Source organism: Bacillus sp. FSL K6-1284 (genome assembly GCF_038002625.1).
Classification (GTDB): Bacteria; Bacillota; Bacilli; order Bacillales; family Bacillaceae; genus Bacillus; species Bacillus paralicheniformis.
Genome location: NZ_JBBOCW010000001.1, coordinates 661,740 through 675,684, shown reverse-complemented (window position 1 = coordinate 675,684; position 13,945 = coordinate 661,740). Strand labels below are relative to the sequence as shown.

Annotated in this window: 15 protein-coding genes; 8 read left to right on the top strand and 7 right to left on the bottom strand. The window is 45.3% G+C overall.

From position 1 onward, the window contains the following. Window positions 1-31: 31 nt before the first annotated feature. The gene (locus MHB72_RS03395) at window positions 32-712 is read right to left on the bottom strand and encodes a PspA/IM30 family protein (RefSeq protein WP_039073312.1); all 681 of its coding nucleotides are present in this window, start codon (window positions 710-712) and stop codon (window positions 32-34) included. Between the two features lie 369 nt (window positions 713-1,081). On the opposite strand from MHB72_RS03395, the gene MHB72_RS03390 reads away from it, so the two are divergent. Continuing rightward, the gene (locus MHB72_RS03390) at window positions 1,082-2,359 is read left to right on the top strand and encodes an MFS transporter (RefSeq protein ID WP_020450380.1); all 1,278 of its coding nucleotides are present in this window, start codon (window positions 1,082-1,084) and stop codon (window positions 2,357-2,359) included. A 20-nt stretch (window positions 2,360-2,379) separates the two neighbouring features. Here the strand turns inward: MHB72_RS03390 and MHB72_RS03385 are convergent, their stop codons facing one another. Then, the gene (locus MHB72_RS03385; protein WP_080131260.1) at window positions 2,380-3,855 is read right to left on the bottom strand and encodes a carboxylesterase/lipase family protein; all 1,476 of its coding nucleotides are present in this window, start codon (window positions 3,853-3,855) and stop codon (window positions 2,380-2,382) included. A gap of 153 nt (window positions 3,856-4,008) precedes the next feature. On the opposite strand from MHB72_RS03385, the gene MHB72_RS03380 reads away from it, so the two are divergent. From MHB72_RS03380 to MHB72_RS03370, 3 genes are all read left to right on the top strand, one after another. After that, a complete protein-coding gene (locus tag MHB72_RS03380) occupies window positions 4,009-4,773 on the top strand; it encodes an SDR family oxidoreductase (protein WP_020450378.1) in 765 nt (254 codons plus the stop codon). 83 nt (window positions 4,774-4,856) lie between these two features. Continuing rightward, a complete protein-coding gene (locus MHB72_RS03375; protein ID WP_035337100.1) occupies window positions 4,857-5,219 on the top strand; it encodes a DUF488 domain-containing protein in 363 nt (120 codons plus the stop codon). 65 nt (window positions 5,220-5,284) lie between these two features. Continuing rightward, a complete protein-coding gene (locus MHB72_RS03370) occupies window positions 5,285-5,569 on the top strand; it encodes a hypothetical protein (protein WP_020450376.1) in 285 nt (94 codons plus the stop codon). Between the two features lie 26 nt (window positions 5,570-5,595). On the opposite strand, the gene ppsA is transcribed toward MHB72_RS03370, so the two are convergent. Continuing rightward, the gene (gene ppsA / locus MHB72_RS03365) at window positions 5,596-8,220 is read right to left on the bottom strand and encodes a phosphoenolpyruvate synthase (protein ID WP_216921299.1); all 2,625 of its coding nucleotides are present in this window, start codon (window positions 8,218-8,220) and stop codon (window positions 5,596-5,598) included. Between the two features lie 15 nt (window positions 8,221-8,235). Continuing rightward, entirely contained in the window at window positions 8,236-8,850 is a 615-nt protein-coding gene (locus MHB72_RS03360) for a TetR/AcrR family transcriptional regulator (protein WP_216921302.1), read from the bottom strand. Window positions 8,851-9,010: 160 nt separating this feature from the next. Here MHB72_RS03360 and MHB72_RS03355 point away from each other — a divergent pair, with 160 nt between their 5' ends. Together MHB72_RS03355 and MHB72_RS03350 are read left to right on the top strand one after the other, a co-directional pair. Continuing rightward, a complete protein-coding gene (locus MHB72_RS03355; RefSeq protein ID WP_216921304.1) occupies window positions 9,011-9,241 on the top strand; it encodes a hypothetical protein in 231 nt (76 codons plus the stop codon). A 39-nt stretch (window positions 9,242-9,280) separates the two neighbouring features. Beyond that, the gene (locus MHB72_RS03350; protein WP_035337105.1) at window positions 9,281-9,955 is read left to right on the top strand and encodes an SOS response-associated peptidase; all 675 of its coding nucleotides are present in this window, start codon (window positions 9,281-9,283) and stop codon (window positions 9,953-9,955) included. Between the two features lie 68 nt (window positions 9,956-10,023). Here MHB72_RS03350 and MHB72_RS03345 read toward each other — a convergent pair whose 3' ends face one another. Next, window positions 10,024-10,485: a GNAT family N-acetyltransferase gene (locus tag MHB72_RS03345; protein ID WP_216921307.1), complete on the bottom strand. Its 462-nt coding sequence runs from the start codon at window positions 10,483-10,485 to the stop codon at window positions 10,024-10,026. A gap of 97 nt (window positions 10,486-10,582) precedes the next feature. Here MHB72_RS03345 and MHB72_RS03340 point away from each other — a divergent pair, with 97 nt between their 5' ends. Further along, the gene (locus tag MHB72_RS03340) at window positions 10,583-10,849 is read left to right on the top strand and encodes a hypothetical protein (RefSeq protein ID WP_216921310.1); all 267 of its coding nucleotides are present in this window, start codon (window positions 10,583-10,585) and stop codon (window positions 10,847-10,849) included. A gap of 25 nt (window positions 10,850-10,874) precedes the next feature. Here the strand turns inward: MHB72_RS03340 and MHB72_RS03335 are convergent, their stop codons facing one another. Both MHB72_RS03335 and MHB72_RS03330 read right to left on the bottom strand, forming a co-directional pair. Further along, entirely contained in the window at window positions 10,875-11,324 is a 450-nt protein-coding gene (locus tag MHB72_RS03335; RefSeq protein WP_020450370.1) for a YfmQ family protein, read from the bottom strand. A 116-nt stretch (window positions 11,325-11,440) separates the two neighbouring features. Beyond that, on the bottom strand, window positions 11,441-12,358 hold the full coding sequence (locus tag MHB72_RS03330; protein WP_020450369.1) for a VanW family protein: 918 nt from the start codon (window positions 12,356-12,358) through the stop codon (window positions 11,441-11,443). 1,258 nt (window positions 12,359-13,616) lie between these two features. Between MHB72_RS03330 and MHB72_RS03325 the strand changes: the two genes are divergently transcribed. After that, the gene (locus MHB72_RS03325; protein WP_216921313.1) at window positions 13,617-13,799 is read left to right on the top strand and encodes a hypothetical protein; all 183 of its coding nucleotides are present in this window, start codon (window positions 13,617-13,619) and stop codon (window positions 13,797-13,799) included. The last annotated feature ends 146 nt before the right edge of the window (window positions 13,800-13,945 follow it).

Below are 13,945 nucleotides of genomic sequence, written 5' to 3'. Positions count from 1 at the left end.
CTTAACCTCTCACTTTATTCATTTCAAATTGTTATGACTTTTGACCCGCCATTTTTGCTTTCAGTGCGGCAAGCGCATCATCCACACCAGAGGGGCTGTCATATTTAGCTTTCAGGTCTTCTACGTCATCTTGAGGAGCGGCGTTCAGTTCAGCCATCGCATTCGCTTCATCAAGCGCCCGGTTGGCCTTTTCTTCCATTCTGCCAAAAGCGGACATTGAATGGTTGGCATTCGCTGCAGATGCACCGAGTTTATTCATTCTTTCCTGTGTTTTCGCCGCTGTCCATTTCGCTTTGATCGCGGCCCGACGCGCTTCAAGCTCTCCGATATCAGAAACAAGCTTATCGTGCATTTTTTTCATTTGAAGCGCATTGGATGACGCCGTTTGTAATGCAGTTTCTAATTCGGACCCCTTCGTTTCCAGCACCGCTTTCTTTTCTAAAAATGTTCGGGCATCCGCCTCGCTGCCGGCTTCCAATGCCTTCATTGCATAGCGCTCAAGCTTGTCGATTTCCGCCCGGCAATCCGCCAGTTCTCTTTTTGCCCTTTGCTCGGCCGCCATGACAGACGCCGTTTCCGCCTTTACTTTGTTTAAGTCGCTGTTTAAGTTCCTGACGTACTGATCCACCATTTTTTCCGGGTCCTCTGCTTTATCAAGCAAAGCGTTAATATTGCTGGCCATAATGTCTTTGAACCTGCTTAATATACTCATCTAAAAACTCCTCCTTATAGTAAAATATACTTAGTTTAAATATACTATTTTTCCAGAGGAAAAGTTTCGGTTTTTTAATAAAAAATTGATATAATGGCAGTTTTTCGAGGAAAATTTTCAAACAAAAACAAAAATATTCAGACGTAATATTCTGATTTATATGTTGATTTATTTTTGATTTCGGAATAAAGTAATACTATATGAAAAACATTCGGAACAGCATGCAAGCTGGAACGGATGCAGGGTCGGTATCACCAGAAAATGACAGCGCTTACATATTCGCGTGACTCACGAAAGAAAAATCCAGCATTCAACGCATCAATCCGGCTTCTGTCAGAAAAGAATTCTGATTTGAAAGGGGAGCGAATCATGCCAGGGAGAAAAAAAGGCAGTTTGAAGTCGACGATCACGGTTGCCATGTCCAACTATTTGGAGGCGGGATCAATCGTCGCAGGGGCCGGCGGGCTTTCGTTATGGGTTGAATATTTAGGGTTGGACGACGCCCGGGTCGGGCTTCTCGGCGCCTTAAGCGCAAATGGTTTCGGCGCGGCGATCGGCGCTTTTCTCGGCGGTTTTTTAGTCGACCGTTACGGGAGAAAATTCATATACAAGTACGATTTATTAGTCTATATGCTTGGCGTTTTGCTGATTGCCGTGTCGTTTAATTTTCCGATGCTTTTAACCGGTTACATCGTGACGGGAATTGCGGTGGGCGCAGCGATTCCGGCTGCTTGGACTTATATTGCCGAGGAGGCGCCTGATCACGAACGCGCCGGACGCGTCGGCTGGGGGCAGCTGGCATGGTCGGTCGGACCGGCGCTTACGCTGCTGCTATCGGTTGCCTTGGCACCGCTCGGTTTGCTGGGAAGCCGGTTGATTTTTGCGCAATTATTCGTTGTCGCGGTCATCACGTGGATTTTGCAGCAGCAGATTCACGAATCGTCCATCTGGGAGGAGCAAAAGCGAAAAGAAGCTGAAGACAAAGCAAAAGGAGTTGCAGAAAAGGCATCGATCAAAGAGCTGTTGACCAACAAAGCGAACCTCCACGCCATGATTCTCCTTATCGGAATTTACGCGTTTTGGAACCTTGTTGCCGGAACAATGGGATATTTCATGCCGTATATTTATGAGACGGTCGGCGGTTTAACAGCGGCGCAAGCCAACCTGCTGCAGGCATTTTTATGGATTTTGACAGTGGCGTCCACATACTTCGTCTTTATCCGTCTCGGCGATAAAGTCAATCGGAAAACGCTTTTTGGGATAGGAGCAGCCATGGCAACCGCCGCATGGGTCATCCTCACCTTCGGTACGATGAACATCACGGAGCTTTTATTATTCGTATGCCTGTGGGGCATTTCTGCGGGATTTGGAGCGCAGGCGTTTTACGGGCTGTGGGCGGCAGAACTTTTTCATACGAAATACAGGGCGCTCGCCCAAGGCTTTATGTTCTTCATCGTCCGCATCGGCGTCGGGCTCATCTCATTGATCGTTCCTGCGATGATTACGGGATTGGGCTTTAAAACAGCCGGCGCCGTCATGATTGCATTTCTCGTCATTCATATGATCATCGGGCTCCGTATGGCGCCGGAAACGCGCGGCAAATCGCTTGAAGCCATTCAAAGCGAACGCTACCACCAAAGCGGCTGACCTGTGGTCAGCCGCTTGTTCTAAACCTGCAGGTTTGAGGCTGTCAACAGCTTCCTCTTCTCTGAATACGGGTCGTTTTCAATCGCGATCTCTTGATCAAAAATCAGCGTTTTCCGTGAGTCTTCATCATAATCAGGCCAGCTGACATCATCGGTGCTCGGATTTCCGGAGCGGGCAAAAGACACCCAGGCAGCCTGGATCTGTTTAGCAAGCAGATGCGCTTCCTCCCCAGCCTTCGTACCTGTCAGCTGTTCCAAACTGTCCATATTGCCAAATACAAACGGAATCTCTAAGCCGTGCACCGCTTTGTTGAACGGCGGATGCTCCGAATCGGCATGCCAGTCAAACCGGTACATAAAGACAGATGCATGTCGTGATTGAGCCGAAGCGAACACAACGGACGGATGCCAAAAGACTAGATCTGTCATCATATCAACATGGCCTTTCAATGATCTCGGATACAGAGGCGCGGCGGCTTCAGCGGCCTCTTTTCCCATGTATTCTTCTAAAATCTCATTAATCTTCCTCTCAGGCAAAAGTTCCGAATCAGAGGCAAAAAACAAAGCGCCTTCATCGCAGTTTGTTCCGATTAATAGACCGATTCCTTTTGCCGCACCCTTCGCGACGGCGGCCTCCGGCTTCAGCGGGAGGGTTTTTTCGTCAAGTGCAGGCTGAAAGATCAATTCAAAAATATTTTCTCCCATTAAAGTACGCAGCTGATCGGCGGCTTGAAGAAGTTCTTGATCAGATACATCGCAAAGGCGCTCCAGATGATGATGATCAATATCGAGAATCGTTAAGAATCTTTCTGCTGCGGCTTTCGCAAGCTTTTCAGACAATGTTGCGGACGCCCCGCTTTCCATAATGGCCTGTTGAAAAAGCCCCTTTGCTTTCGGCATAGCCAAGAGCGAAGCGATGCTCATCGATCCCGCCGATTCTCCAAATACCGTAATATGATGACGGTCTCCGCCAAAGAAAGCGATATTTTCTTTCACCCACTCAAGGGCCGCGATTTGATCCAAGAGGCCAAGGTTGCTTGTGTAGGAATCATCAATTGCAGAAAGATGCAAAAAACCGAACGGACCGAGGCGATAATTGATGGTGACCACGATCACCTTTCCCTGCTTTGCGAGCTGAGTCCCGTCATAGAACGGTTCACTGCCGGCTCCGAGATAAAAAGCGCCCCCATGAATCCACACCATAACAGGCAGATCCCCATCCGCCTCTTCAGGTGCGTACACATTTAAATAAAGGCAATCCTCAGACTTTTCAACCCCCGTTGACTCACCAGGCAACCCCCTGTCAGGCTGCGGACAAACCGGACCAAATTGAAAGGCCTCCCGCTCACCTTCCCAGGCTTCCATTCGCTGCGGTTCCCGAAACCTTAACTTGCCGACGGGAGGTTTTGCGAAAGGTACGCCTTTAAAGATACGGACACCGTTTTCCGTTCTGCCTTTCAGCTTTCCAAAGCACGTTTCGACAGTCGTTTCATACATTTTATTCCACCCCTTTCACTTTTCAATGATAATGGAATCGGACGATACCGTCTAATCGGAATACTTGCATTTTGGAAAATGAAGGGTCTAGTATAGGATCAGAAGAGATGTTCAACCTATTGTTTAAAAATTTGACGGAAAAGAGGGGTTTCAATGAAACTGTCGGGACACACAATACTGATCACAGGCGGCGCATCAGGAATCGGCTTTGCTTTTGCCGAACGATTTATGAAATCGGGAAATACGGTCATCGTCTGCGGGAGAAGGGAAAGCAAGCTGAAAGAAGCAAAGGAAAAATATCCGGAGCTGATCACGCGTGTATGCGATGTAACCGATGAAACGGAACGACTGGCATTATTTGAATGGGTCAAAGAACGTCACCCTGGCGTAAATGTACTTGTGAATAATGCGGGTATACAGCAGCGCTACCACATTTTAAAAGCAGATGTCATAGACAATTGGGCTGACTACAAAAAAGAAATCACCGTCAACATGGAGGCGCCGATCCACCTGGCCATGCTCTTTAGCCAATACTTTGCCAAAAAACCGGGGAAAACAGCGATCATCAATGTGACATCAGGCCTGGCGTTTACACCGATGGCGATCGCACCGATCTACTCATCGACAAAAGCCGCTCTCCATTCTTTTACGATGAGTTTAAGACATCAGCTTTCCGAGGCCGGCGTTGAGGTCATAGAGGTCGCTCCTCCCGCGGTCAATACAGATCTGGGCGGTGTCGGACTGCATGATTCCGGAGCTCCTTTGGATGAATTTGCCGATGCGATTTTTAAAGGGCTGGAAGAAGGCCGATTAGAAATCGGCTATGCCAGATCGGAAAAAGCCTTGCGGATGTCAAGAGATGAAATCGATGAAAGCGTCAGCCAAATGTACAGTTCTTTAAAACATTCCATCGAATAAAAGGAATGTTGGCATTGTCATTTCAATAGAGGTTGTTCCTTCCAGACGGCCGTTTTATCATAAAATGAGAAGGAGTGATCCAAATGCCGTTTATTCTCCAGCGCATTTATCAAGAAAACCAGCAAGCAGAAGGACGCCGCATTTTAATCGACCGTGTGTGGCCGCGCGGCATTTCAAAAGAAAAAGCGAACCTTGACTGCTGGATGAAAGAAATCGCTCCAAGTCCTGATTTAAGAAAATGGTTCGGTCATGACCCGAAAAAATTCGAATCGTTTAAAGAAGCCTATCAAAATGAAATCAAACAACAGCCTGAAAAACAGAGAAGCTTCAAGGAATTAAAAGAAATGGCTGCGGACGAAACCGTTATTCTGCTTTACGGTGCAAAGGATGAGCGCCATAACCATGCCGTTGTTCTTTATGAGATGCTGAACCGGCAAAGCCTTTGACCTTGAAACTTTTTTCAACGCTTTTCGTATGACAGATAAAGCAATATGCGAAAAGGATGGTAAACATGGAAATGAACCTGTTTTGGATCGGGCTTGGTTTAGCGGCTTTAGGCTATTTTATCGGTGACGGCTTGAAAAACTTTAAAAACCCAAAAGGGAGTTATTCAGGCTATCCCTATTTAGTTAAAGAAGGCGATTTACATTATTATTTAGGTTTAAGTAAAGTAGAAACGAAAGAAATGCTGAGTAAATATCCTGACATACCTAAAATTGAATTAAATGGCACAACCTATTATCCGTATCAGCATTTGATGGATTGGATGTTGTCCGCCGACCTTTATAAACAGTAAAGCGCAGCTTGAAGCTGCGCTCACTTTTATGATTCGAGTATTTCAACATAGCCTTCCGATCCGTTAATCCTGATCTTCTGTCCGTCTTTAATTTCTTTCGTCGCATGCTCAACCCCCACCACCGCCGGAAGCCCGTATTCCCGCGCAATGACGGCGCCATGTGTCATGAGGCCGCCCACTTCCGTCACCAAACCTTTGATTGAGACAAACAGCGGTGTCCAGCTCGGATCTGTAAAAGGCGTGACAAGGATATCCCCCTCTTCGATATCGGCTTCTTCCAATTTCAGAATCACTCTTGCCCTACCTTCGATGACTCCCGATGAAACAGGAACGCCCGCCAATGCTCCCGCCGGAATGTGGTCTCCCAAAACTTCTCCCGTGATGACCTCGCCTTCTGAAGTCATCATTCGCGGAGGCGTTAATTTTTCATAATGCTGATATTCTGCTTTTCTTTCCTCGATCTTCTTCACATCGAGACGATTAGCGCAAACGGCCTCTCTCAATTCATCAAAAGACAGATAATAAATATCCTCCTTCGCTTGAATCAGCTTCTTTCGCTGCAAAACGGCGGCTTCTTTCATCAACGCTTCCTTATATATAAAATAGCGTTTGATCAGAGCATATTTGGGATATTCCCGATAACCGATAAAATTCCGCAAAACGCTGATCATCTTCTTTGTCTTTTTTGCCTTTTGTCTGCCTCCCTTTAGTTGTTGCAGACGGCTTAACAGATCCCTCTCCTTTTGCTCCGCTTCCAATCGCCCCTGTTCAAACTTGACCGTTCGCGCATCGGGTTCAAAGTTTTTGATGTTGCTCAAAATCACTGGAGCAAGAATGGAAGGGCGTTCGCTCCAGCGCGTCTTGGTCATATCGATCTCACCGGTGCAGCGCATGCCGTATTTCTCAAGGAATGCCCGCAATGCGCTGATAAAAGCGGGACCGCCGTCAAGCTGTTTGAGATCTTCGAAAAAGGTTTCATCATTGGCATGCGCTAAATATTTCTGAACCTCGGGGTATCCTCTGGCAGCATCGGAAACATCCAAAAGCGCCAATCCCATTTCAGATGTGACATTGTGCAATACCGATTGAGAAAGGGTATCGGCGACATTTTTTTCGCCAAGCCATTTCTCCATTTTTCGATTGAGCCAGTATACCGCATATAAACCAACCATAATCACAGCCATGCTCTCTGAATCATAGAGAACTTTTTTCAAGTTTTTTTGATCCTCTTCTATCTGTGCAAATAACGTTTCACCCGATGCATTTTTCAATCGCTGTTCAGCCTCATGAATGGATGCTTCCGCTTTGGACATGAGCCGTTTGACTACACCTGTGTCGTTTTTCCGGTAAATCTTCAGCGCATGACCAGGCAGCGACCATGACAGCCCCTCAGCCCCTAATCTAAACATCCGCTTCCCTTTCGGCAGGGTTTTGACAAGCTCCTTTCTTTTCAAAAAATTCACAAGAGCGCTATGCATGAAAGGATCATTTTTCCCCGCCGTGCTGAGGACGACTTTCCGACCAGCAAAAGATGCCAAATCGTGTGATAAATCAATAAAAAGCCTTCCGCCGGCACAAGTCAGCTCATAATCCGAGATCAACCCGAAAAACGATATCCCAAGCGGATTGATCGGCTCTGTCATCATTTGCTGATGCCCGACAGACATATAGACGCGCAGCTTGTCATCGCTCTGTTTCGGAAGAGGAAACAATGTCGTTACAGGCCTGCTCTGGACAAAGAAAAATTCGCCATCAGCCAGACACCATTCAATATCCTGCGGAAAACCGAAATGAGCTTCGATTCTCCTTCCCAGTGCTTCAAGCTGTATGATCTGTTCATCTGTTAATGTTTGCTTTTTCCGGCGTCCCGCTTCGACTTCACGCGCCTCAGTGCCGCCGCTTTCCAAAGAATAGACTGCCGTCTTTTTCTCGGAAATCGTTTTTTGAACGATCTCTCCTTCGCGAACCTTGTAGTTGTCTGCCGAAACCGTACCAGATACAAGCGCCTCCCCCAAAGCAAAGCTCGCATCAATCGAGGTGACCTTCCGGTTGGATGTAAAGGGATCTGCCGTAAACAAAATGCCGGACGCATCCGGAAACACCATCTGCTGGATGACGACCGATAATTGAACTTTACGGTGGTCAAAACCGTTTTGAATCCGGTAGATCACGGCCCGCTCTGTAAACAATGAAGCCCAGCATTTGCTGATATGCTTCAAGATCGCCTCTATTCCTTTTATATTTAAATACGTATCTTGCTGCCCGGCGAAAGAGGCATGAGGCAAATCTTCCGCCGTAGCGCTTGATCGGACGGCATATGCACCGCCGCCAGCACTTGAGTGAGCGCTTTTAACCGCTTCTTTGATCTCTTCGGCGATTTCGGCCCTTTCAATACCATTGCGGATCTGGAGGGCGAGTTCGTTAATCTGCTCTCGATCGATTACTTTCAAAAGTGACAGCTGATCAATCAGTTCACTGACTCTGCCGTTTTCGCCAATCATCCTTTCATATGCCTTTGTGGTTACACAAAAGCCGTGAGGCACTTGAATGCCGCCCATTTTGGACAATTCGCCCAAGTTCATCCCTTTCCCCCCGACAAGCGGCAAATCGGCTCGATCGACCTCATGAAAGCCCAATACATAGCGTCCCATCAGAAATCCCCCTTTTTATTCGCCTTCAATACCGAAACGAATCATATCCAAAAACCGTTTTCGTTCTTCAAGAAGACGTCTGCTCCAGGCTGGATCATAATCGTTCTCAGCCGTTACTTTCGCTAGAAACTTTTGTTCAAAATGCCCCATCATGACCATGATGAGTTCGAACGCCTCTTCACGATCGACTCCTTTCCTCAACGGAACTTTTGCGAAAAGCTGTTTTAGAATACGATTTCTAACGACAAATTGCTCCCCATACTTTGCGGCGATTTCTTCTTTTAATTCGGAAGGCGGCGAAAAAAAGGCTTCTTTCGTGAGCTTATATACATTTGGATAATCCGCGAAAAACTCAAGCTTAGCCAGACTTATTTTTTCTTTCGCTTCAAAAAAATCATGATAAGACGACAGGTCATCAAGGGAAAGGCGCGACTTTACCTTTTCAATACAATAATCGAGCACAGTTAAGTACAGAATTTTTTTGCTTTTAAAGTGATGAAAAATCAGCGCCTTTGAAATACCGGCCGCTTCCGCCAGCATTCCGGTCGAAGTCTTTGCATAGCCGTGCCGGGCAAAAATCTCCAAACAGGCATCGAGTATTTGTTCTTTTTCATAAAGCTGTAAAGGCATTGATCATCATTCCTTTTCGTTATTGACCAATCGGTTAGTATAAATTGTAGCGCTTGCTGACCAGTCGGTCAATAAAATAAAACAAGAATATGGTTTTAACATATGAATTTATTGGTAAAATGAAGGTGGAGCTTACAAAATATTCCGGGGTGAAAAGCCAATGCTGATGTTGGTGGTAAAGTTTATTTTGCTCTTTATTTTATGTTCCATTTCGTTTTCTTTATTTAAAGCATGTGTTTACACAGCGGGTAAAAAGCTGATTGACCGGACCGCAGAAGGATCGGCGCTCAACTGGACCTGCAGCGTATTCATCAAAAACGGTGTGGCCATGACGGGCGATGACTGCTTTATCATGGCTGTTTCAGCGGCCTTGTTGGCCATTTATATATAAAAGCCTCAAACTTTCAATAAACAAACAAGGGTGACTAAGATGTGCGGCAGGTTTACGCTCTTTTCTGAATTTGATGAGATTATTGACCGTTTCGAGATTGATCAAATGACGGTTGAAGATTACAGCCCCAGTTATAACATCGCGCCTTCCCAGCGCATTCTCGCCGTCATCAGCGACGGTTCCCATAACCGGTTAGGGCGGCTGCGGTGGGGATTGATTCCGCCGTGGTCAAAGGATGAGAAAATCGGTTATAAAATGATCAATGCGCGCGCTGAGACTTTGGCTGAGAAGCCGAGCTTTCGAAAGCCGCTGATCAGACAAAGGTGTCTCATTCCGGCAGACAGTTTTTATGAGTGGAAGCGGACCGATGCAAAGACAAAGCGGCCGATGAGGATCAAGCTCAAAACAAATGGACTGTTTTCGTTTGCGGGGCTTTGGGAGAAGTGGCAGCCTGCCGGCGGCAAGCCCGTCTATACATGCACAATCATTACGACAATGCCCAACGATTTAATGAAAGATATTCATGATCGCATGCCCGTCATTCTTGATCGTCAAGCTGAAAAAGAATGGCTGAATCCGAAAAATCAAGACCTTGCATACTTAGAAAGCCTTTTAAAACCATATGCGTCAAAAGAGATGGAAGCGTATGAAGTCGCGCCTCTCGTCAATTCACCACATCATAATTCTCCTGAGCTCATCAAAAAAGCCCCTTAAAAGGGGCTTTTTAGCGAGGCGGCCGGGTCATAATGATGAGGGCACCGCCTCCATGATTCTAAAAATATTTATTGTGTCAAAAGGTAAAATTCACTGCTGAAGCCGATGCCTTCCCAAAAACGCAGCGCCGATTGATTATCGATATCAACCGATACTTGAACGTGAGACACTTGATGCCTTTCAAACCAATCCATCATACGATCTGCAACAAGCTTTCCCAGCTTGTTTCTTCGATAGACCGGGGCTATGTACACTTCATCGATGTGCCCGCTCAGACAATCGCTGACCAAATCTTTCTTAATAGAGGCCAGCCCGTATCCGACCGCTTCTTGCCTCTCATTCACGACGGCAAAAACCGCTCCGTATGCAGATTGAACATATTGTTTCAGCTGCTGCTGTATCATTTCTCTATCTTGATCATCCAATGTGCAATCAGCCGTTTCCAATGCATTATCATTCCACAAATTAATCAGTTCAGCAACAAACTCAGGCTTCAGAGGGGCATCAAGCTGTTGAATATGTATGGTCATGGCGTTTCTCCCTGTGCAAGACTTTTCATCAACCACATTTTAAATTAGAATAATATGCAATACAAGGATTTTATCGCCAAAGAAAGGTGATGGTGAAATGGACAGCCGTACAGCGCGGGAAAAAGAACCGCCGCTTGTCAAAGCGTTCCATTATATCACGCTTGCCGGGATATTTCTTCTCATCATTCCATCCGGGTTCAATCCCGTTTATTTGAATGTGGGATTCACCCTGTTTGGACTGAACCTCGGTGTGCGTTCATTCGTTCTTTTGAAGAAGAATAAAAAAGGAGAATTTATCTTTACGATCGCTGCTTGTTTATTTTTGATCGGTTACAGCGCTGTCAGGCTTTATTTCATATCATAATAAAAAAGCAGGTTTTCCCTGCTTTTTAAACCAAATCCGCCGTTTTGAGCCCCCTGCATTTTTGCAGACCGTCAGAACGCAGACAATAAGCGGCCGTCTTTTTCTTATATTGTTTAACAACGTCTATATGATCATCGTATCTGTACACCAACAGCTTCACAGCGTTTTTTCCTCTTTTTGTTTCGATAACAAACGGTGTCCCGGCGTTTTTCGGATTTACAAAAAGCGGCTCGTCTCCCGGATAGATGTAATACCGCTCCATAAATACGGCCTCATTAAAGTTTTGAATAAATTGACTCTTGTCAGATCCCTCTAAACGCTCTCCTCCGAACGTCACTGTAACATTCGCTTCCTCAAGCTTAACATGAACTTGAAATTTGCCGGTCAGCCACTCTACGACACCGCTCGGAAGGCAAGTGACCAATATTTTAAAAAGACTGAAGATAACCAAAAAGGTTACAAAAAGCCATGTCACTCGATCATCTCCTCTTGTCTGAAATTTAAAGATGTCCTTGTCTCATCCTATCATACAGACTAAAGGATTTTATTGTACATTGTGTGAACAAGTGCAGCCCAGATGAACATTCGCCTTCAGTGATCCCCGCCCTGATGCTCTTCTTTTGGGATTTCAGAAGGAGCCTTCGGAACTTTCCGCAGCTGATGATTGACCACATCAGAGGAATAAAGTGTAACAATCATCGTTCCTCCATGCCGTTTCGCCCTGATCAAGACCGGTTGGTTATATTTATTTTGAAAGCGCAAATCAGGCCCGCCCCAGCTGACCGTCGCGTCGCGCCCCGGCGGAACATAAGGGACACGCCGGCTGTGGGAATAGCGCTGGACGATTTCCAGTCCTGCCCGGTCAACCGCATTAAACAATGTTGACGAAACCTGGCAAATGCCTCCGCCAACCCCTTCAGACAATTCGCCTCTCACGATCACCGGAGCCTTCATATACCCCTTGTCCGGCGTCCTCATACCGACAACTTTGTTAAATGAAAACGTCTCATTAGGAAACACAACATGATTGTCGATCGCTTTTGCCGCGAGTGAAATGTTGTGCGTCCTGCTTTTATTCCCGGAATTAAAATACGTCACATACTGACCGATCCGCTGTGTCCGGATATGGGAAAGCAGTTCGCTGTCCACTTTCGGGTAAATGTTCAATTCAGGCACTTCTATCGTGGACGGGCCATCCCCATAAAAATACGCATAAAACTGCTCTCTAACCCCCTTCCTGGAAAGGCTGTAGCCAACCTTGCCGGGAACGATCCTTCCCTGATCATTGATCACGGCGTTGACGGGATCCTTGTGTACTTTCCGCTCAAGCCTGTCAACGAACTCGGCGTATTTTTTATCATCAATCAACGGTGTCCCGGGAAGCGGCATTGTAAAATCTTCACGGTTCACAACGGCCACTTTCTTCCCTTGCTGGGTGATCGTTAAGCTGTCAGAATGCCCTGCAGGCTGCGCTAATAATAAAAGTCCAGTCATCCAAATTTTCAGCATAAGTCGATGTACCTCCCGCTATTAGTATGAACAGGAGATGACATTTGATGTACTGGACGTGTGATGCTTTCATGATGATCTATATTTTCGGATTGAAAAGGTACACTAATGGAGAGAAGCTAAAATAAGAAAAAGCATGCATTAAGCCTGTTTATTTTCATTGATTCCTTTTCTTTTTAGCCTGACTAACATTATGGTGGTGGCTATCAGGATTATCAAAAAAGTGATGCCTGAGTACAGGAACCCAACTAGCTCTATGCCATTAAATTTGTACGTCAAATAACTGCCGATAAAAAAGATTGTCCCCAGCAGGGAAAATGAATTCAATCGATTTACAATTTTTTTGACCATTTTTTTAAAACCTCCCGAAAAGAACAATGACTTCTGAGGCACTGGCCGACTGCTCATTCTTTATAAAATATATGCCCTTCTCTTTGAGAAGAGCGTACCGTTACTTGTTCTGTTGATTTTCTTTCTTTTCTTTTAAAGTGAGATTTAAAAAGAGAAGGGCCAATAAAATGAAAGCAATGTTCACCAACCAGGACTTCCAGCTGGACGCAGGGTCAGAAATTGTACCGAGCAGATGTATAATAGATGAAAATGATAAAAGCAAAAACATTAGTTTGTTGTGCGACATCAATTGTTTAGCCTTTCTATAAAAAGCTCAGAATCTAATTATACCATAATCCCCCAAAAGGAAATCATTCCATGGATAAAAGGGTTTTTATACGTCCTCTAAAAAGAGCCTCTTTTCCTTGATATATAAGCGTTTGGACGCTGGGCTACATCATGCCGCCCATTTCTGTTATTGTTGCCCTTCAATACCTTGCTAACCCCGTATAGCCCTTACAGTACAAGGGGTTTCGGGTGTTTTCATTGCCCGTCTTTGCCCTTTTAAAAACAAGCAAAAATATGCGAAAATTTTACCCATTGTGGGCAAATGGTGGGCAATATACTGAAAAAGTAAACAAGCCTTTCACTTTTTCCTTGTTATAATAAAACCATTAATACGAAAAGGGACCAGATAAATGAGTATCAACAAAATCAGATCAACTTTATACAAATCGGCAAAGATTTTGGGGATGTTAACGCGGTGAAAAACGGAACTATCGGAAAGCGTTAGCCCGACGTGCTGCCGGGAAAACGACTGGAAAATTATTAGGTAAACTATTCAAGTAGCCCGCCATTTGGTGGGTCTTTTTAGAATCGATAAGAGAACACATGCTCCTTATGATTGATTTACAGAGGAGGCGATAACTTGAAATTTATAGACGTTACTCTTGACCATCTAGAAGTTGTAGCAAAAATGAAAATGGCACAAAATCCAAATGATGAAAGCGACATAAAAGTGTATATGATTCGGGGTACAGATACTATGTTTATTCTTCAGACTCATTCAAAAGGACAACACGGAAGTGTTTCAAATCATGAAAGACTGTGAGAAAAGCAGAAATCAAGAAATTTATCACACGTAAGATGAAAACAAATCTCGAAAAAAATACAATTTATACAAGCTCATCCGGCGTGATACATATTCACGAAGAATTTAAAGAGAAAAGCCCTTCTCATTATGAACTGTCCCCTGTC